16 protein-coding genes, 3 tRNA genes and 1 other annotated feature are annotated in these 19,431 nt (G+C 53.6%); of the genes, 2 read left to right on the top strand and 17 right to left on the bottom strand.

Features of this window, described 5'->3' with window-relative positions:
- Positions 1-31 precede the first annotated feature (31 nt).
- The 7 genes from GX030_00620 to rsmI form a co-directional block, all read right to left on the bottom strand.
- On the bottom strand, positions 32-1,057 hold the full coding sequence (locus GX030_00620; protein NLV90885.1) for a Gfo/Idh/MocA family oxidoreductase: 1,026 nt from the start codon (positions 1,055-1,057) through the stop codon (positions 32-34).
- A gap of 233 nt (positions 1,058-1,290) precedes the next feature.
- Positions 1,291-1,367: transfer RNA gene (locus GX030_00615), tRNA-Val, on the bottom strand.
- A 92-nt stretch (positions 1,368-1,459) separates the two neighbouring features.
- Positions 1,460-1,535: transfer RNA gene (locus GX030_00610), tRNA-Glu, on the bottom strand.
- Positions 1,536-1,657: 122 nt separating this feature from the next.
- On the bottom strand, positions 1,658-2,416 hold the full coding sequence (locus GX030_00605; protein ID NLV90884.1) for a TatD family hydrolase: 759 nt from the start codon (positions 2,414-2,416) through the stop codon (positions 1,658-1,660).
- A gap of 16 nt (positions 2,417-2,432) precedes the next feature.
- A complete protein-coding gene (gene metG, locus GX030_00600; protein ID NLV90883.1) occupies positions 2,433-4,376 on the bottom strand; it encodes a methionine--tRNA ligase in 1,944 nt (647 codons plus the stop codon).
- Between the two features lie 56 nt (positions 4,377-4,432).
- Positions 4,433-4,713, bottom strand: a binding site (T-box leader).
- Positions 4,714-4,791: 78 nt separating this feature from the next.
- Positions 4,792-5,550: an MBL fold metallo-hydrolase gene (locus GX030_00595; protein NLV90882.1), complete on the bottom strand. Its 759-nt coding sequence runs from the start codon at positions 5,548-5,550 to the stop codon at positions 4,792-4,794.
- Between the two features lie 41 nt (positions 5,551-5,591).
- On the bottom strand, positions 5,592-6,647 hold the full coding sequence (rsmI, locus tag GX030_00590) for a 16S rRNA (cytidine(1402)-2'-O)-methyltransferase (protein ID NLV90881.1): 1,056 nt from the start codon (positions 6,645-6,647) through the stop codon (positions 5,592-5,594).
- Positions 6,648-6,681: 34 nt separating this feature from the next.
- Here rsmI and GX030_00585 point away from each other — a divergent pair, with 34 nt between their 5' ends.
- Positions 6,682-8,187, top strand: a complete 1,506-nt coding sequence (locus GX030_00585; GenBank protein NLV90880.1) for a UDP-N-acetylmuramoyl-L-alanyl-D-glutamate--2,6-diaminopimelate ligase — start codon at positions 6,682-6,684, stop codon at positions 8,185-8,187.
- Here GX030_00585 and GX030_00580 read toward each other — a convergent pair.
- The 7 genes from GX030_00580 to GX030_00550 all read right to left on the bottom strand — a co-directional run bounded on the left by GX030_00580 (position 8,177) and on the right by GX030_00550 (position 15,119).
- Positions 8,177-9,205, bottom strand: a complete 1,029-nt coding sequence (locus GX030_00580; GenBank protein NLV90879.1) for a stage 0 sporulation family protein — start codon at positions 9,203-9,205, stop codon at positions 8,177-8,179. The two genes, GX030_00585 and GX030_00580, sit on opposite strands and share 11 nt — an antisense overlap.
- Before the next feature lie 35 nt (positions 9,206-9,240).
- Positions 9,241-10,224, bottom strand: coding sequence for a DNA polymerase III subunit delta' (gene holB / locus GX030_00575; GenBank protein NLV90878.1), 984 nt, complete (start codon positions 10,222-10,224; stop codon positions 9,241-9,243).
- Positions 10,225-10,298: 74 nt separating this feature from the next.
- Positions 10,299-10,679, bottom strand: coding sequence for a YaaR family protein (locus tag GX030_00570; GenBank protein ID NLV90877.1), 381 nt, complete (start codon positions 10,677-10,679; stop codon positions 10,299-10,301).
- A 108-nt stretch (positions 10,680-10,787) separates the two neighbouring features.
- Positions 10,788-11,117, bottom strand: a complete 330-nt coding sequence (locus tag GX030_00565; GenBank protein ID NLV90876.1) for a hypothetical protein — start codon at positions 11,115-11,117, stop codon at positions 10,788-10,790.
- 72 nt (positions 11,118-11,189) lie between these two features.
- Positions 11,190-11,819 (bottom strand): dTMP kinase, encoded by a 630-nt coding sequence (tmk, locus tag GX030_00560; protein ID NLV90875.1) that lies wholly within the window; start codon positions 11,817-11,819, stop codon positions 11,190-11,192.
- Between the two features lie 34 nt (positions 11,820-11,853).
- On the bottom strand, positions 11,854-13,527 hold the full coding sequence (locus GX030_00555; protein NLV90874.1) for an AAA family ATPase: 1,674 nt from the start codon (positions 13,525-13,527) through the stop codon (positions 11,854-11,856).
- A gap of 77 nt (positions 13,528-13,604) precedes the next feature.
- Positions 13,605-15,119: an aminotransferase class I/II-fold pyridoxal phosphate-dependent enzyme gene (locus GX030_00550; GenBank protein ID NLV90873.1), complete on the bottom strand. Its 1,515-nt coding sequence runs from the start codon at positions 15,117-15,119 to the stop codon at positions 13,605-13,607.
- 171 nt (positions 15,120-15,290) lie between these two features.
- Between GX030_00550 and GX030_00545 the strand changes: the two genes are divergently transcribed.
- Positions 15,291-16,595, top strand: coding sequence for a helix-turn-helix domain-containing protein (locus GX030_00545; GenBank protein ID NLV90872.1), 1,305 nt, complete (start codon positions 15,291-15,293; stop codon positions 16,593-16,595).
- Between the two features lie 65 nt (positions 16,596-16,660).
- Here the strand turns inward: GX030_00545 and nagZ are convergent, their stop codons facing one another.
- The 3 genes from nagZ to GX030_00530 form a co-directional block, all read right to left on the bottom strand.
- Complete coding sequence (nagZ, locus tag GX030_00540) at positions 16,661-18,376, bottom strand: beta-N-acetylhexosaminidase (GenBank protein ID NLV90871.1); 1,716 nt, start codon at positions 18,374-18,376, stop codon at positions 16,661-16,663.
- Positions 18,377-18,537: 161 nt separating this feature from the next.
- On the bottom strand, positions 18,538-19,176 hold the full coding sequence (locus GX030_00535; protein ID NLV90870.1) for a DUF1648 domain-containing protein: 639 nt from the start codon (positions 19,174-19,176) through the stop codon (positions 18,538-18,540).
- A gap of 159 nt (positions 19,177-19,335) precedes the next feature.
- Positions 19,336-19,410: transfer RNA gene (locus tag GX030_00530), tRNA-Asn, on the bottom strand.
- Positions 19,411-19,431: the final 21 nt, after the last annotated feature.

Raw genomic sequence — 19,431 nt, 5'->3', positions numbered from 1 at the left:
GACCGTCTCCTTCGTCGCTAACTTCTCAATCCTATTTTACCGCTACCATGATTCCACCCTTGTCGGCGGACTCTAATTCGGCTTCAGCGATCTGAATGGTCTCCATGGTACTGGTGGGAGTAGCTATTTCGATGGGAGTATCTTTGAGGATGGCATTGGCAAAATACTTAATCTCGCGATAATACCCCTGTTCCGGGGACAGCTCCGGCTCAAACCCCTCTCCATCGTTGGGATAGGCCGTCAGTTTGCCCTTTTCAAAGACCAGGTTCCCCTTTTCAAAGTTAACCCGAAATACCATGTCGAAACCAAAATCACCCATCAAGGTCCAGTCATCCTGGGCGTTGACCACCTTGCCATCGGCAAAGTAGTAGTTGGTGGACACGATGTCATATCCGCTTCCCGGAATTACATTCTTTGCTAGAGTGGACACCTTCTCCGGCTTACCAAAGAGCCAGTTGATGGTGTCGACATCATGGATGTGCTGGTCCAACAAGCAACCGCCGCTCTTTTCCTTGGTCAACAGCCAGTTCTCATAGGACCATTGTGGCGGAGCACCTCCACGGAAGAAGTAGGCGGAGGTGACATTGCCCCATTCACCGGATGCAACCTTTTCCTTCAAATACTCATATGCCGGCCAGAACCGCAGACACTGAGCGATCATCAACTTGCGACCGGTCCTCTCCGAGGCCTCAATCATCTGCCGACACTCCTCGGAGTTAAGGGCCATCGGTTTTTCGCACAGGACATGGAAGCCCTTGTTCATCGCTTTAACTGAAGCTTCGGCATGTAGATACGTAGGTAGGGCGATATCCACATAGTCGAGATCTTCCTTCTCCAGCATTTCGTCGAGATCGGTGTAGCAGTTGTACTTACTGAAATCATAGGTGCCGGTGCCGACATCGATATTGCCCTTGATGAATATATTCTTAAATTTGTCGGGATCAATATCACAGATTGCCGTTAACTTAACGGGAAATCCTTCCGCCTCCAGCCGTATGTAATTATCTAGATGCCCTCGCCCCATGAACCCAATACCAACTAATCCGACCTTAAGCATGTACCTATCCCTCCAGCGAAATTCAGTGCCCAAAGTTTCATTCAAATCTTGATATTTAGACTAAAAACCTGGTAATCCTTCCTGGAGCCGGAAATACTCACCAACCCAAACAAGCTCACAGGGGGAGATTTCCTTGCCCAAAGGATTGGCACAGGTTGGTGGTACTGCTGCACGAGGCACTCCGAACAAGAACTAAGCCCCACCGGAAACTAATTCTCGGTGGGGCTTTTGCCTGGTGGTCGCATCTGGATTCGAACCAGAGGCCTCTACGATGTGAGCGTAGCGCTCTAACCAGCTGAGCTATGCGACCAATCGCCTTCCTAGCTTTTAGCTAGGTTTGCACTGAAAATTGTAACACACTCCCTGAGGATTGTAAAGAGAGTGTGTTACAAATTCAAATAATGGTACCCCCAACCGGATTTGAACCGGTGCCTTCGCCGTGAAAGGGCGGTGTCCTAGGCCGCTAGACGATGGGGGCGTAATTGCCACGGACAGTGATTAGTCTACCACAGCTACTTAGCAGTCGTCAAGGACAATTTCCCCAAAAAATGGCCTAGGTGCCAGGCCCCTTTGGAACCACGGCACCTAAGGAAACTACCACTAAATCCCAAAGACATCCTTGGCGTTTTGGGTGGTCACAGACGCCACTTCCGCTACGTCAATTCCCTTCAGTTCCGCTACCTTCTCTGCTACAAAGGTCACGTAGCAGGGCTCATTGCGCTTGCCACGATGGGGTACCGGTGTCAGGTAAGGACAATCGGTCTCCAGGAGCATGCGCTCTAGGGGAACCTGCTTGACGATTTCTGCCAGTCGACGGGCGTTCTTGAAGGTAATACTGCCACCAAAGGCTAGATAGTACCCCAGATCCAAACACACCTTGGCCGTCTCATAGCTGCCGGAAAAGCAGTGCATCAATCCCCGCGCTCTTCCTGCATAGCGACGGAGAATCTCCAGAGTATCCTGCTGCGCATCCCGGCTGTGAATCACGATGGGCAGATCCAGCTCCAGGGCCAGTTCGATTTGCTCGACGAAGACCTCCCGCTGCCGGTCTCGGGGAGAGTTGTCGTAGTAATAGTCCAAACCAATCTCTCCGATAGCCACCACCTTTTGCTCACCGGCCAAACGACGCAGAAGGGCTTCCACCTGTGGTGAGTAGGAACTGGCATCGTGAGGATGGACCCCAACGGCGGCATAGACCCTCGCCTCTTGCTGGGCTAGCCTCACCGCCGCCTGAGAGGAGGCAGCGTCGGCACCGACGTTAACTACGAACGCTACGCCTGCCTGCCAAGCCCGCTGCAAGACCTGATCCCGATCGGCGTCGAACCGGCGATCATCGAGATGGACATGGGTATCGACCACAGTCACTGGACTCAACCTACTTCACCCTAGCTCCAGCCGGCAGGTCCTTTTCAACGGTAACCAAGCTCAATTGGTCCTCAGTGGAGGCAGCCAAGAGCATTCCCTGGGAGACCTCGCCCCGGATCTTTGCCGGCTTCAAGTTGGCAACTACCACGATTTTCTTCCCGACCAGCTCTTCCGGTCGGTAATGCTGGGCGATCCCGGCCACGATTTGCCGAGTCTCACCTCCGAGATCAATCTGCAGTTTGAGAAGTTTGTCGGCCTTTTTCACCGGCTCTGCCTGCAGAACCTCGGCAACCTTCAGTTCTAGCTGGCCAAAGTGGCTGATATCCACTAGATTAACCCCAGTCTCCTGCTCCTTGCCCTGGTCTTTGCTCTTCTTGGCCGGAGCCTTCTGCGGCTTCCCATCCGGCTTGCCAAACTCCGCATCAAGGTCTAGGCGGGGGAAGAGGGGATCACCCTTCTGGGTAGTTACTCCCGCCGGCAGCAGTCCCCAGGTCAGAGCCTCGGAAGTTTGTTCCGACAGGGGTTCCTCGATGCCAAGCTGCTGCCACATCTTGGCCGCGGTTTCCGGCATAATGGGCTGAATCAGCAGACAGATCAGGCGTTGGGCTTCAAAGAAATTGTACAATACCGTATCGAGGCGCTCCCTTTTCTCGGGGGCCTTAGCCAGGGTCCAGGGTTCCGTCTCATCGACGTACTTGTTCATTCTCCCCACGAAGCGCCAAAGGGTAGCCACTGCAGTGTTCAGCTGGTAGCTGTTTAGCTGCTCTCGGAAATTGGCCACCGTTTCCTCAAAGAGTTGGACAACTTCCCCATCGAGCTCCGTCTGCACCCCAGGCTCAGGAATAACACCATCTCTGTACCTCTCCAGCATCGACAAAGTCCGATGCAGCAAGTTGCCCAGGTCATTGGCCAAGTCGGAGTTAATTCGCTCCATCAAAGCTCGGCGGGAGAAATTGCCATCTTGGCCAAAGGAAATCTCCCTCATTAAGAAGTAACGCAGGGCGTCGCTGCCAAATTCATCGATGAGGGCGTGGGGATCGACGACATTGCCCTTGGACTTGGACATTTTCTCCTGATCAAAGAGCAGCCATCCATGACCAAATACCGTCTTGGGCAAGGGTAGCTCCAGAGCCATCAGGATAATCGGCCAGATAATGGTATGGAACCGCATTATCTCCTTACCCACAAGATGCAGATCCGCCGGCCAAAACTTGGCAAATTTCTCAAGATCCGACAGGTAGCCGGCACCGGTGAGGTAGTTTGGCAGGGCATCTACCCAAACGTAGACCACGTGCTTTTCATCCTGGGGAACAGGAACTCCCCAACTAAAGGTGGTGCGGGATACCGCCAAATCCTCGAGTCCGCTCTTGATAAAGCTGACCATCTCGTTGCGCCGGGACTCCGGTTGAATGAACTCCGGATTAGCCTCAATGTGGGCCAGCAGCCGGTCCGCGTACCGGGAGAGCTTAAAGAAGTAGCTTTCCTCTTTCACCAATTCCACCGGCCGCCCGCAGTCGGGACAATTCTTGTCTTCTAGCCTGCTTTCCACCCAAAAGGTTTCGCAGGGGGTGCAGTACCAGCCTTCGTAATGACCTTTGTAAATGTCGCCCTTTTCATACAGCTTCCGAAAAACATCTTGGACTACCTTCTGGTGCCGCGGCTGTGTGGTCCGGACAAAGTCGTCGTAGGTAATGTTTAGTCGCTGCCATAGCTCCTTGAATCCGGCCACGATTTCATCAACGTACTGCTGGGGACTGGTTCCCTTTTCCTCCGCCGCCCGCTGAATCTTTTGTCCATGCTCATCGGATCCCGTCAGAAACAGGACATCGTCGCCCTCAAACCGATGCCATCTGGCCAGGACATCGGCCACGGTAGTTGTGTAGGCATGCCCGATGTGCAAATCGGCACTGGGATAGTAGATCGGCGTTGTGATGTAAAACTTGCCCTTTCCCATATTTCATCCCTCCAACCAATAGTTTGCCTGCCGAATAAACAAAAAACCCCACACCCCATTGGGGTGAGAGGTCTTCTCACGGTACCACCCAAATTCACCATTGATGCCGCCAATTGGCCCACCAACGGCCTCTCTCGGGTACGCAGCAAACCCTACGGCATTGCTTTAATACCCTAGTGCTGTAACGGGCACTCCCGTCTTACCCTACAAACCAAACTGGCCTTCGGGCAACGGCTCCAAAGCCATGTTCACTGTCATCTCCTGCGCTGGGCTCCCACCCTCCCCGGCTCGCTGGGCCAGTACCCTGACAGCTACTCCTCTTCCTCATCGCCTTTAATCTAATAATCTGTCATTTACCATATTACCTATTCCGCGGGCTTCCGTCAACCCAAAGATCAGAAGGATCTGGCCGCCGCTACACCTCAACAAGCAGCCCTTCTTCGGCTATGATCAATTCTCCCGAATAGGTGGTTCTGGCCCGCTTGGCAACATCCTCGGTGTCCGTTCCCGGCAGGAAATGAGTCAACACCAGCTTGCCAGCCTTCGTCTCTTCCCCTAGTTTTCCGGCCTCTTCGGGCAGCATGTGGCTGGCAGCTTTGGCTTGCTCTTCACTGACTGCTCCAGCTTCCGCCAAGAGCAGATCAACTCCGGCAAAAATCGACGCCAGCTCCTCCTGGTACGCGGTATCGGCGGTGTATCCCAAACTCTTCGTCCCAGTGGAGATCCGAACACAATGACAGTTCATCCTATGCCCTGTGGGAGCTAGCTGCAGGGTGAGGTTATCCACTTCGATGGTTTCCCCTTGATACTCAATCAGTTCCATTCCACTGAGAACTTCCCGGGCCAGATTCCCCTGTACCTGCAGCACACTGTGAAATATCTCGCTGCCGCCCTGGGGGACGAAAACCTTCATCGGTGGCTCTAGTTTCCCTTCCGACTTAGCCACCATCAAGGCAAAACCTAGGGGAATCAGGTCGGCACTGTGGTCCGGATGCAAATGTGAGATAACAACGGACGTTAAAGACTCCACAGCTATGTATTTTGATAGCCCAGATACAACACCGAAACCGCAATCCAGCAAGATCCTTGTCCCATCACTCTCCACCAAATAACCCGGTGTCACCTGCCCGGCAAGGGCAAAGGGAGAATGACACCCTACGATCCTTAACCGCATTCTACTCCCTCCCAAGTCTTGCTTCTGTTCCGCTGTACACACTAGTCCTCTGGCTTTGTTACTACTAGGTCAACGGCTAAGGCATAAACCTCTTGTCGGCGCCGCTGAACCATGGCCGCAACCTCTTTCACCGCCTGCTTCTTGGTACTTCCCATTGCCATCAGATCGGCAACCATCTGTTTAATCTCGGCATCGTTATACACCCCATGGTCCCTAGCAGTATCCCGATTGGCACCGGCCAACACCAGCACAATCTCGCCTCTGATTCTCTCCCTCTGCCCTAGTTCCTCGGCAATGGACTCCACGGTGCCGGAGACAAACTCCTCATGCACCTTAGTCAGTTCCCTTGCCACCGCTGCCCGGCGGCTGGGAAAGTGGGTGGCCATTTCCCTCAGACTAGACATCAGCCGATTGGGTGATTCATAAAAGATTGCCGTCCTTGTCTCGGTCAAGAGCTCTGTCCACAACTGCCGGCGTTGGGAGGCCTTGCGGGGGATGAACCCATAGAAAACGAACTGATCCGACGGCAGTCCCGCAGCCATCAAGGCCGTGATCGCGGCGCAGGGGCCGGGAATTGGCACCACCGTCAGCCCCCGATCGGTGGCGGCGGAAATCAAGGTATACCCGGGATCCGACACCAGCGGCGTGCCGGCATCGGAAATCAAGGCGATACTAACTCCCTGCTCCAGTTTCGCCAGCAATTGTTCCGTGCGCTCTACTTCGTTATGTTCATGATAACTCACCAAGGGGGTACTGATCTCGTAGTGTGTCAAAAGTCCCCGAGCCCGGCGGGTATCTTCCGCGGCGATTAAGTCCACCTGCCGCAACACTTCCAATGCCCTCAAAGTAATGTCCAGCAAATTTCCAATCGGAGTAGCCACCACATAAAGGTGACCGGGATTAACTACACCCACAGGTTCGCCTACCTTCCCTTCAATCCACCCACTTGCTGTCCCTATCCTGTATCTTGTCCACAATCCCGATGTCAGTACCCCAGCCCAGTTCCCCAAGTAATAACTGGTACAGCAACGACGCAGGCTAACACAAAGTGCCGGCCATTGCCACCGGTGAGATAGCTGGATAAACCTGTCAGACATCGGTTAAACTGCTGACAGTGGGAGGGACGCCATCATGATGCCACTAGCCCAATTGCTAGCTGAGATTCAGGGAGAAATTCTGCAAATTCAAGCCCAGGGCCTTGAAACCAGCGCCTTCGAAGAGATCGAGATTGAGAGAATTACTGCCGATTCCCGAGAGGGTCAGACCGGGGCACTGTTTGTAGCCATCACCGGATTCAAAGTCGATGGACACGATTACCTGGCCTCCGCGGTGAGCAAGGGATGCCGGGCGGTAGTGGTGGAACGCATGGTCTCACCGCTGCCTTCCGTTCCAGTGATCCTGGTGAAAAATACCCGCCGAGCCCTGGGCTTGTTAGCCTCTGCCATTCTTGACTTTCCCAGCCGTAGGCTGAAGGTCATTGGCGTAACGGGAACCAACGGCAAGACCACAGCCACCAGTTTGATTCACCATATCCTCTGTCAAGCTGGAATCCCCGCGGGGCTGATTGGAGCGCCGGAAACTAAAATCGGAGAGCACCGAGAACCCTCACAGGTGACCACTCCCGATGCCCTGAAGCTGCAGCAATTGCTCAGCCAGATGGTCAACGAGGGCTGTACCCACGTGGTGATGGAAGTCTCCAGTCATGGAATTGAACTGGAACGCATTGCAGGGGTTGAATTTGACCTGGCAGTGCTCACCAACATCTCGACGGATCACCTGGATTTACACAAAAGTCAGGAGGCCTACGTACAAACCAAATTCCGGTTCTTTGCCTCCTTACCAGCTGCGGCGACTGCCGTGCTCAATGGGGATGAACCCTTATCTGAGCAGATTCGCCGCCAAACCAAGGCCCAGATCGTCGAGTATGGATTAACCGGCTCCCCCCAGGTTCAGGCCCTGGAGATCAGGGATTTTGATGATAGCTCCCGGTTCCAGCTGGTACTGCCCAATGAAGCCCAGTTGTTAAGATTGGAGTGCCACCTCCCGCTGCCGGGAAGGCATAACATTTCCAACGCACTGGCTGCCGCTGCCGTAGCCTTCACCCTAGGCGTTGATCCGGCAACAGTTCAACAGGGGCTGAACACCTTTCCCGGTGTGCCCCGAAGACTCCATCCCGTGTGCCGCTCCGAGATTACCGTCATCGACGACTACGCCCACAATCCCGGGAGTATCGCCGCGGCTTTGTCCACCATTGCTCCCCCCCGATACCCGGGGATCACCCTGGTGGTAGCAGTTCGGGGAAGCCGGGGGGAGCAGGTAAACTGGGAAAATGGAAGGGCACTGGCTGACGCTATCAACTCCTGGCCCAATGTGCGAAGGGTGATCGTCACCGCCAGCAGTGAAGTGGTTGCCGCCAAAGATCGAGTTACAGAGCCAGAACAAAGGGCCTTCGTTGCCGCATTGCAGACACTCTCCTGCCCCATATCGGTCCACGATAGGTTAGATGCTGCCCTGAAGGAAGCGTTACAGCTGGCTCAAGCTAAGGACCTAATTCTTCTCTTGGGAGCCCAGGGAATGGACCCTGGGGCTGACATGCTCCTTGCCATGCTCGGGGAATTAGCCCCGATTACTGGGTAGTCTTTGGATCCCGATTTTGCCTTTTTTGACCCTGTTTGTTCCTTTTCACCCGACGCCGCCGGGGACGACGGGGACGCCTGGGTTTGCTGTTCTTTTCGGCCTTGGTTTCAGTCTGGGATTCACTTTGACCTTCCGCTTGAGTTGTCTCCTCAGCTTGCTCTTGCCCTTGCTCCGGTGCCTGTTCTTGAGCCTCCTCAGGGGTAATGGCCTCCAGTTCATCACAGGACTCAGCAATCTCCTCCGCCTTGACCTCAATCAAGCCGGAATCGGGAACATCGACAATGACCGATTCCTTGACAGGGTTCACCTCAACCACTGTGCCGTGACCCGTCCCGGTGCAGACACAGTCCCCGACACAGGGAAGTTCCTCCCTGGCCGCCTTGTAAGCCTCCGTTTCATAGCGGAGGCAGCACATCAATCGACCACAAATCCCGGATATTTTGGTGGGATTAAGGGAGAGATTTTGTTCCTTGGCCATTTTGATAGACACCGGAGCAAATTCCCCCAAGAAGGACGCGCAGCACATCTCTCGTCCACAGGGGCCGAGTCCACCGAGCATCCGGGCCTCATCTCTGACTCCAATCTGCCTCAGTTCGATGCGCATCCGAAAAACTCCCGCTAAATCCTTAACGAGTTCTCGAAAATCCACTCTCCCATCGGCGGTGAAGTAGAAGATCAGCTTGCTGTTATCAAAGGTGTACTCCACATCCACTAGTTTCATCGGTAAGCCGTGTTTAGCAATCTTCTCAAGACCGATGGCAAAGGCTTCCTCTTGCCGTTTAATGTTGTTTTCTACCACTTCCCGATCCTTGGGGGTAGCCAGTCGAATGATGGGCTTCAAGGGCTGAACCACTTCATCCTCCTGTACTTCCTTAGGGGGAACCACCACCAGACCATACTCCAAACCCCGAGAAGTCTCAACAATCACGTCGGTATCTATATCGAGATCCAAACCATTGGGATCGAAATAATATATCTTTCGGGCCTTCTTAAAGCGTACCCCTACCACCTTAACCATTTATAAAAAACTCCTTTATCGACATCGGCTTTTCATCACCGAACCGTCGCGAGGAAATGAATCTGTACCAATAGGGCATCGATTGTCAATCGAGTATTAACATGAAGGGACAGCGCATGTCGTGCCGTCGCCAGTTGTTCTTGAATTGCTGCTATCTCCTTTAGTGTAAACCTATTTGCCTGTCTTTCCAACTGCTCTGCTACCTCTGGTTGAGAGATTTCCAGTTCACCGGTGGCCTTGTAGATTAGAATAAGTCGAAACCACTCCTGTAATCCAGTTACTAACCTCTCGGCCTCAAGGGCATCATAGCCCCAGTCATTGGTCTGCTTAAAGAGCCAGTCGGCACCGGTATTGATTAGCTGGTCACAGAGGGCCCCACATTTGGCTAAGTCCCAATCGGCTTCGTCTGAGGCCTCCGTTAGAGCGTAACCGGTGATGCCCCGTGCCCGAAAAGCCCGCTTCCAAGCTTCTGTTTCCGGAATTCCCCGGTCAATCAGAGCCTGCGCCAGTTCTGGTCCTGGAACGGGGCTAAAGCGGTGAACTTGACATCGGGAAACAATGGTCGGCAACACCTGGGCCATATTGTTCACCGTTAAGATGATTATCGCCTCTCCAATGGGCTCTTCCAGGAATTTGAGGATGGAGTTAGCTGCCGCGACCGTCATCCTCTCTGCCTCTTCGATCAGGGCAACCTTGTAGTCGGCCTCGTAGGGCTCCAAACTCAGGGCCTGTCTTAGCTGTCTGATTTCATCGATGCCAATTTGCGTGCCCGCAGCCCGAAGCCGATGCCAATCGGGATGTTTGTCCTCCCGCACTTTAAGACAAGTGGGGCACTTGCCACAACCCGCCATGGGCTGAATGGGACAAAACAGGGCCATGGCTAAGGCTTCTGCAGTGGTCCTTTTGCCTAAACCATCGGCGCCGACAAAGAGATAGCCATGCACAACGCGACCTCGGCGCAGGCTGCGCTGCAGCGAAGTCACCACGTGGCTTTGTCCGACAATACTATTTAACCCCATGGCACATTCACCCCAAAATTTGTCTCCGGAGATTAGCAAGGCGAGACCATAGGGGTCCCGCCCAGAAATCTCATCTACTGATATATGTCACACAAGAGGCCTCTGATTTCATCAAGCCTTCTTACTAATTCAAGAATCGGCGCATGACGCTGCAAAACCATCTGCGTCATTTCATCCAATTGCTGATTGACAATCTGGACGATCCTATACACTCTCCTATTGCCGTAAGGGTCAAAGGTAGACTGCCGCTGGACACGATAACTCACCTTAACCGCGGTGCCAATAAACTGCTGAACTAGGGTGCGGTATCGCCGCAGATTGGCGAAGGTAGGCGACTTAACAAAGTGTTGCGCTGCCTTGTCTACCTCGTCCAAAGCTACGGATAATGCCTCTTCCACCCTTTTTTCCTCAACGGCCTCCAGGGTGGCAAAAAAGACCCCTCTCCCTTGGACCATTCGGCCTGCTGGGCGTGTACTTCGCCCCTTTCCCCTCTCCGTAGCTTGCCTTGCACTTTTGCCTACTTTCATCTACCGCTCATCGCCTCATTTTGATTTAGCTTCCGGCTAGATCTTTTCAAACTGGTCTACGTCGAGAATAAAGATCGTAGCTCCACCAACGGTTACTTCCACAGGGCGAGGAATGAAGGCGCTAATGGAACGTCCTACTGCAGCTAATGGGGTAATCAGTTGTTTTCGAGCCTTGCAAGTCTGGCGAATGATATCCATGACTTGATCTAACTGGTCCTCTTCCACACCAATCAATAGAGTTGTGTTACCTTCCTTGAGAAATCCTCCTGTACTGGCCAGTTTTGTGGACGCGAAACCCGCTTCCAACAATTCTTCCACCAACCGATTAACATCTTGATCCTGAACCACCGCTACAATTAGCTTCACCTTGGCACCCTCCCTTTTAGAATCTTACACTCGGAAACCTCGACGATGACCGGTGTAAAAGGTGCAGACACTTTATTCTAACTTCAAACCGAGGCGTTCTTTGACAACTGCTCGAATTTCCTCTTGGACGTCGCTGACTTTTCTCTTACCAACATTGACCACACAAAATCTCTCTGGCTCTTGGGCGATCAAGTGATGGTATCCTGCTCGTACCCGCTCGTGAAATCCTCGGCCTCGGTCTTCAATCTTGTCGGCTCCTGACTCCCTTCTCTGCAAGCGACCGGTAAGTTCCTCTGTGGTCGCATCGAGCCAAAAGGTTATGTCCGGTACCAACCCCTCGGTGGCAATAACGTTAACCCTTTGCACAGACTCCAGCGGATAGCCCAGGCCAAAACCCTGGTAGGCAAGGCTGGAATCCACGTACCGATCACAGACCACGATCTGTCCTTGGGCTAGTGCCGGAGCGATGACCTCTTGGACATGTTGCGCCCGATCCGCTGCCATCAACAGCACCTCGGCTGCCGGCACCACTTGATACTCCTGACTGTCTAACAGAATTCGCCTCAGGCTGACCCCCAGTTTGGTCCCCCCCGGCTCCCGAGTATATAGGGCAGTCTTTCCCAGAGAATTTAGCCACCCAACCAACAGCTGACCATGGGTCGTCTTACCGGTACCATCGAGTCCTTCAAAGGTAATAAACAACGTCGTCCAATCCTTCCTACTCTCGCAACTACGACTACCAATCTGCAATGGAAGTGGGTAGTACCTTCACACTTCGATGGGGCTCCTCACCCACGCTGGTGGAGGCCAACTGAGCCCTTTCGATTAGCTGGTGTTGTAACCGACGGATATATGCATTTTGCGGTCTTAACACCAAGGGTTCATTTTTCAGCTGAACCAGATGCACCGCTCTTTCGGCTTCCACCAGGGCTTCCGTTTCCGCGGAAGAGCCTCTGTCATGAAGCAATCGACGCACAAACTCCTGAACTTGCGCAAAGGTGTTACTGCGAATTACTTCCACGGGCAAGCCATGGTTGTGCATTTCTTTTAACTTCTTCGGCATCTTTCGGTATTGTCCTTTAACAGTCAAAGCCAGGTCTGCCTCATCTAGGGTATTAACTATTTGGATTTTGTCTTCCAGACCCTGTAAGGCCCTCCGCAAGTGGTTTCGACTCACGGCATAGGGAAAGATCCTAACTTTGGGACCATCGCATCCCAAATCTATGGTGTCAACCAGATGCCCACCAACGGGATCATCCACGACATAATCTTGGTGCCTACTGGCCCTTGGTTCAAGAATACCGTTGGTGTCGTCGTCACCATCGGACAGGACCGGAACCTCGTGGGCCCCTTGTACCACCACGTACTCCCCGTCAGCGGTCCGCTGTCTCACCTCTGGTTCTGGCATAACTCCCCGCAACCACATATCGACGGTAAAGGCCACGTCGGGATGGATGGCCAGAGTATCCTTATCCTGAATCTCCACCACAGCGTCAAAGGTAGGAGGGGCTTTGCGTTCCAACACCGTTTTCTGCGAGCCCCGTTTTCGTGCCTCTTCATCACCGAGAGTCACCGCTTGGATTCCCCCGACCAAGTCGCTTAAGGTGGGGTTCATCACCAGGTTGGCCAGGGTGTTGCCGTGGGCTGTGGCAATCAGTTGTACGCCTCGCTCCGCTATAGTTCTGGCGGCCTGAGCTTCCGATTCCGTGCCGATTTCATCGATGACGATCACTTCCGGCATATGATTTTCCACCGCCTCGATCATCACACTGGCCTGTTCCTTGCCGTAGGGCACTTGCATCCGCCGGGCCCGGCCGATGGCAGGATGGGGTACATCACCGTCACCGGCAATTTCATTGGAAGTATCCACCACCACTACCCGGCGCTGAAACTCTCCCGCCAAGACCCGAGCCACCTCTCGCAGCATCGTGGTCTTGCCCACACCGGGCCGCCCCAGCAACAGAACACTCTTTCCCGTTTCAATCACATCCCGGAGGATATCGATGGTACCGTAGACTGCCCGGCCAATGCGGCAGGTCAGTCCCACCACTTCATTTTGACGATTACGAATGCATGATATTCTATGCAAGGTGCGCTCAATTCCGGCCCGGTTATCGGAGCCAAATTCACCGATATGCTGCAGGACGTATTCCAAATCGGCTTTGGTCACCTCGGTATCCGATAAGTACTCCCAGCTATCGGCCCAACGGGCCTCCGGTTTGCGCCCTAGATCCAAGATTATTTCTACCAGCTCTTCCCGACGGGGAAGCTCCTGCAGTCTTTCCCTAATCTCTCGGGGTAGAACGTCAAACATCTCGACTAAATTGTCGGTGGTCGTCCACTGCTGCTGTGAGGACCTTGTTTCCGCAAGATTTTGTTCCCTTTGTCCTTCCCTTTCCGGCAACGACATCCACCCCCTATAGTGGCCCTTTCCTGAAATACTTGGTATTATTTTCCCCAAAAGCTTCTTTCTCAACCCATGGTACCCTAGACAACCACTGGAAGCAAATTGCCGTCAGGACCCGATAGGCCCCTAATGCTCACCCCACAGGCCTGAAGCTCCTGGAGATAATCGACAATCTCGACGGTAATCAGTTCCCCTGGAGCCAACAATGGAATCCCTGGAGGGTAGGGAATCACCCACTCCGCGGCGATCCGACCTACACTGGCGATGTACTCCACCGGCTCCTTGTCAGACCAGTATGCCCCCTGGGCCGACAGCTCACTGGCTTGGGGCTGGGGCCAACTTTGCAGAGTCTGCTCCTGGAGCCTTTGGGAGCCCTCCTCTCCGAGAGCCCTGTAGCCCCTTAACTTTCCAAGCGCAGTGATCAGCTGGTTAACGGTCTCTGGGGTATCGCCAATGGTGATTAGCGCCAGGATGCAATTGGTGGTAGCCATCTCCACCTGGATCCCAAATTCCCGGCGCAGTATTTCCTCGGCTCTGCTGCCGCTTAGACCTAAAGCAGAGACATCCACCAACAACTTCGTCGGGTCATAGTCCACGGCCAAGGCGCGAGCCTGGTGGCTATCCATACACCGCAAGTCCCCCGTCTGATTGATGGCCTGGCGGGCATATTCCGCCAACTCTATCGTCTCCTTGAGCCACTGAGAGCCAGTGGTAGCCAACTGCCTCCGAGCTTCATCCAAGGAAGCCAGGAGTAGATGAGAGGGACTGGTACTGGTGATCAATGCCAGGGCATCGGCCACCCTTTGGGGGCAAATATATCCCCCTCGAACATGCAGGTAGGAGCCGCCGGTCAGGGCTCCGCCCAACTTATGGGGACTTTGAACCACAAGGTCTGCTCCCAAATCAAGGCTTTGGGACGGTAAAAGCGAGCTAAAGGCCATATGGGGGCCATGGGCTTCGTCGACAATTACCGGCACTCTCCTCTGATGAGCCTCTGACACCACAGGTTCCAAATCCAGACACAGCCCAACATAGTCCGGTCTGGTGACCAGAACCCCTTGATAGGAGCCACCTTCCTGCAACCGTTGGGTAATTGTCTCCGGGGTCGGCGGCAAGGTGATTCCCCACTGAGCATCATAGCGAAAGGGGATGAACTCCGGCTCTAATCCCGACAACAGCAGCCCTTGATACACACTGACATGACTGTTACGAGGCACCAATACCCGATGACCCTTTCGGAAGGACTTCTCCGCCCCACCGACAGATCCCAGGGCTAAGAAGGCCGCCTGGATCCCTTGACTGGTCCCGTTGACGAGGAAAAAGCTTCGGGAAGCACCATAGGCCTTTGCCAGCAACTGCTCCGCCTCAGCCCGCAAAGCATTCACCTCATGGTCGACCCCAATCGCCTCCACCTCATCGGAGGCATCCATGGCCAAGGCTTTGGTACCCAGGGCCTGAATTAGGTTGGGCATCTGCCGACCCCTTCCCAATTTATGTCCCGGGGTATGGAAGGGGATGACAGCGGAATTGGCATAGGCAACAATCCCATCATAGAGGGGTGCTTGGCTTTGATCTGGTTTTAGCTCTCTAGTCATCTAGCTCACATCTTCCAACTGAATTTTTTACCAGAAAAGTCAACGGTATGCTAATTCCAATTAATCTTACCTTAACATGGAAGGGAAAACAATCCATTGCAAATTGACCACTTTCCCACCATGTGGTAATGTGAAATATAACGATAGCTGTCCATTAAGGGGGAACACGCTATGTCGGCCCGACAGACACTGGGACAGAAAATAAGGGCTTTACGCAAGGCCAAGGGACTAACGCAACAGCAGTTGGCTGAACCGCACTTTACCAAAAGTTTCATCAGTCAGATTGAAAAGGACAGCGCCAAACCTTCTCTCAAGAGCCTGCAAATCATGGCAGAACGACTGGGAAAGCCCGTTAGTTATTTTCTCGAAGACCCAACACCAACTACCACTCCGCAAATTCCAGAAAAGGTTTTCCATCTCATTACCTTAGCCCAAAAACTTGAGGAAAACAAACTGCCGCAGGACGCGCACCAATATTACCAGGAAGCGCTGGAACTAGTCGCTACTGAATCCACCCACCTGCGGTGTCGAATCCTCACCTATATCGCTCGTACCGCGGCGGCGATGGAGAATTACCAGCTGGCATTGGACCAATATCTGCGAGCAATGGATGGCTTTGCTTCAGTCTGTGATCGCCACAGCGCCGCGAAGGCAGGAATTGAAGCGGGGCTCCTCTATTATACCCAAGGCCACTTAGACAAGGCTATAGAGCTCTTAAGTAAGGCCAATGACATGCTGGAGCCTACAGAGGGCGATACTGGCTTTTGGAGCGTCTTTGCCCAGCTCCATTTGGGACTAATTCACCGCCAAAGACAGGAACCAGCCAAGGCCCTAGAAAGCCTGCAAAGGGCCTGGGAGACCTGTCTGCAGTACAAGACCTTTGTCAGATATGGACAGGTCGTAACGGAGATAGGCCTATTATATCGGGATGAAGGGGATTTGGACCGAGCCCTGAGCTTTCTGTCGAAGGCAGCAGCCTTTTATCAAGGTATCGACAATCAGCAGGAAGAAGCTAGGTGTCAAATTCTCTCGGTGGATATCAGCATTCGCCTAGGAGCGGTGGAGGGAATGGAGAGCCAACTGCGGGATGCCTTGAATACCCTCCAGTTTTGGGTGTATCCCCAAGAAACCTATCTGGGACATTTGCTCCTGGCGGAAATCGCGGCCAATCACAGGAACTTCACCGAGGCCTTAGAGCTGATGGAAACGGCCCGAGAATTTGCCCAAGGTCCCGAGCAAACCCTCCAGGCTGGAGTCCGGGTGGGTAAATACCTAAGACTAGCTGGCAAGACCGCCGACAGCCTAACAGTGCTGCAGGGGCTAGAAGGCGATGAGAACTCAACTCAGACTTCAAAGCAATTGCAAGCAGAATTGTACTCGGAACTGGCGGACACCTACACCGCCTTGGGCCAGGATGAGACAGCCGCCGAGTACCTGCGTAAATCCTTGGAGCTGTATCGAAGTATCACTCCATAATCTATAGCAGCCAATAACTAAAGCGGCGATCTGCCTGGTGCAAATCGCCGCTTTTGCCTTCTAGATCACGGAAATTCTAGGGAAACCGGCAGCTTCCCCCTTGCAGGAGCCTCCCCCAACAAGATCCTGGCGGTGGCATCCACAGCCTCCGCCGTCGGAGTGTACATCGCAATAAAGGTCTTCAATCCCCAGAGGTAATTACCATCATAGGGCGCTCCCGTTGCCACCAGGATCAAGGGTACACCGGCATCCCGAAGGCTCTGGTAAAGCTGGGTCTGGTACCTTGAGCCAATGGCATTGTCGGTGACTAGAACCACGACATCGCAAGCCTTAGCCTGTCCCAACAGAGTACTAATCGCCACCGTCTCATCGATTACTTGGGGGGTAATAGTCATTTGGGTTCCCAGCTGTTGGCTGTACTGTCTCAGTCTACTGCCCAACTGGCTGGGATCAAAGGGCGGGTTGCGCCGAGGGGAAATAACTAAAACCCTCTGTCCCCTCTGCAAGGGGATCAAGCCTGCCTCATCCTTGGCCACCGTTACACTATGATCGGCCACCTTCTGGGCCACTGCCTGCACCTGGTGCCAGGTACGTTTCTGTTGGGCTTCATTCCCTGGGCTAAATCCAGACTCTGCCAACAATCCCACCCGTTCCTTCGCCCGAAGGATCCTTTCCACTGACTGGTTCAGTCGCGTCTGACTAATGCGCCCTTCCCTAACAGCAGCCAGGAGTTGTTCATACACCTGGGTCTGGAAGCTAGGAGTGTGACAGACCAGGATCAGATCGGCGCCAGCCTCAACTGCTTTCACCCCAGCCATGGCCCCATATCGCTCCGACACTGCCTTCATTTCCAGATCGTCGGTGACAATCAAACCATCGTATCCCCATTCCTCTCGCAGGATTCCCGTAAGGATGGGCCGAGAGACCGTTGCCGGGACACGGCTGGAATCCAGGGCAGAAAAGACGATATGGGCCGACATGATCCCCCCAATATCGGTTTCCGCAGCGGCTTTGAAGGGCACCAGTTCGACGGTATCCAGTCGTTCTCGGTCAAAGGGAACACTAGGTAACCCTATATGGGAATCAACGGTGGTGTCGCCATGACCGGGAAAGTGCTTCGCCACTGCCAACACATCGGCAGACTGCAATCCCCTTATGTACTGGGTTCCCAACTCAGCAACTAAGCTAGGAGTATCGCCGTAGGAGCGATCTCCAATTACAGGATTTCGAGGGTTGTTGTTAACATCCATTACCGGCGCAAAGTTCATATTGATCCCCAGGCTGCGCAGATGTGCGCCCACGGCACCGCCCACCTCATAGGAAAGCTCCGGGGAGCGAGTGGCGCCCACTGCCATCTGGCTGGGCATGACTACTCCATCGAACTGCAGCCTCGAAACCCTGCCACCCTCTTGGTCCACAGAGATGAATAGGGGAATGTCAGACTCCCTCTGCAATTGCTGAATTAGGTCCGTCACCTGTTGGGAATCGGATATGTTCCGTGAGAATAAGGTTATTCCGCCGGGACGGATCTGGGAGAGAATACGGCGGGTGGCTTCATCAAATTCCCGACCACCGATCCCGATGGCCATTAGCTGACCAACCTTTTCCTCAACAGTCATTTCCGCCATTAGCTCCTGCACCGGACCTGCCATATCGGGAGGAAAAGGAGTTACTAAGCCGCCTGAGCCCGATCTCTTGATGGCATCCCAGGCTCCCAGTCCAACTCCCACTACCATACAAACCAAGAACACCGCTAGGATCATCCGCCTATTGATACCCAACCGCCTCACTCCATCACCTACTAGCACCGCTAAGGAATTTCCTCAATTCTTGTCTGCGCTTCTGCTACTTCCTGGTTTAATCGTAAAAAGAGCATCGGTATAACCCACCCGATGCTGATGTTTGTAGCCTGCCAAGGATATGCCTTTCTTAGTCCTGGCACCTACCGATTCTGTTCCTGACGATAGAGAAGATAGGAATAGACCATAATACCGATGGTCACCAGCATTAGGACGCCGAAGGAAATTATAGCTCCGATTTTACTGGGAATCAGGGCGGTAACGGCAAAGATCACCCCAGCTACCACAAAGGCATATCCCCCATGTTTATGGGTCTTTTCCCAGACAGTGGAACTGGCCAAGGTCCATGGTGTTCGGATTCCGAACATATAGTTGTGCTGCACTTGGGGCATATACCATCCTATGATGATCAGCAACAGACCAACGGCGATCCGAACTATAGTCGACACATCTACCGGCAACCCACTGGCCACAGCTATCGTCAACCAGTGCAGCCCAATTAAGAAGAGGACTGTGGCCGCCATCACAACCTTGTAAGCCCTTCGATGCTTTTGATAGGCCTCTCGGCGGGGATCAATCCTTGGGACTACCAGCATCAACAAGTAGATGGCGACGGGCAGAAAAGCAGTCATCCACACATTGCTTTTTGCGCCAACCCGATCCACCTCACCCTCCCAATTCCAATGGAGGGGAACTTCCTCCGGCAATCGGGAGTAAATCAGTGCGGTAGCTACTATTGATACTATCATCAGTGCCCACAACACTCCCGTCAGCTTCTTCACATCTTTCACCTCCTGTCCCTACGTGGTAGTTGAATAAGCAATACTTTCCCTTCACCATACTTATTATTACCCCATCCCGAAGTTGCATCCTGCTCTACCGGGTACAAAGGCTTCGAGAAGCACAATAAAAAAAGCACCGACCGCAAAGGTCGATGCTTATGGCTCCCCGGGTAGGACTCGAACCTACAACCACACGGTTAACAGCCGCGTGCTCTACCATTGAGCTACCGAGGATTAAAAGGTATTCGGCAACGT

The organism is Bacillota bacterium (assembly GCA_012727955.1).
In the GTDB taxonomy this organism is placed as follows: domain Bacteria; phylum Bacillota; class Limnochordia; order DTU087; family JAAYGB01; genus JAAYGB01.
Note: the sequence above shows the minus strand (reverse complement) of the source record. Positions and strands in the feature narration are given on the sequence as shown.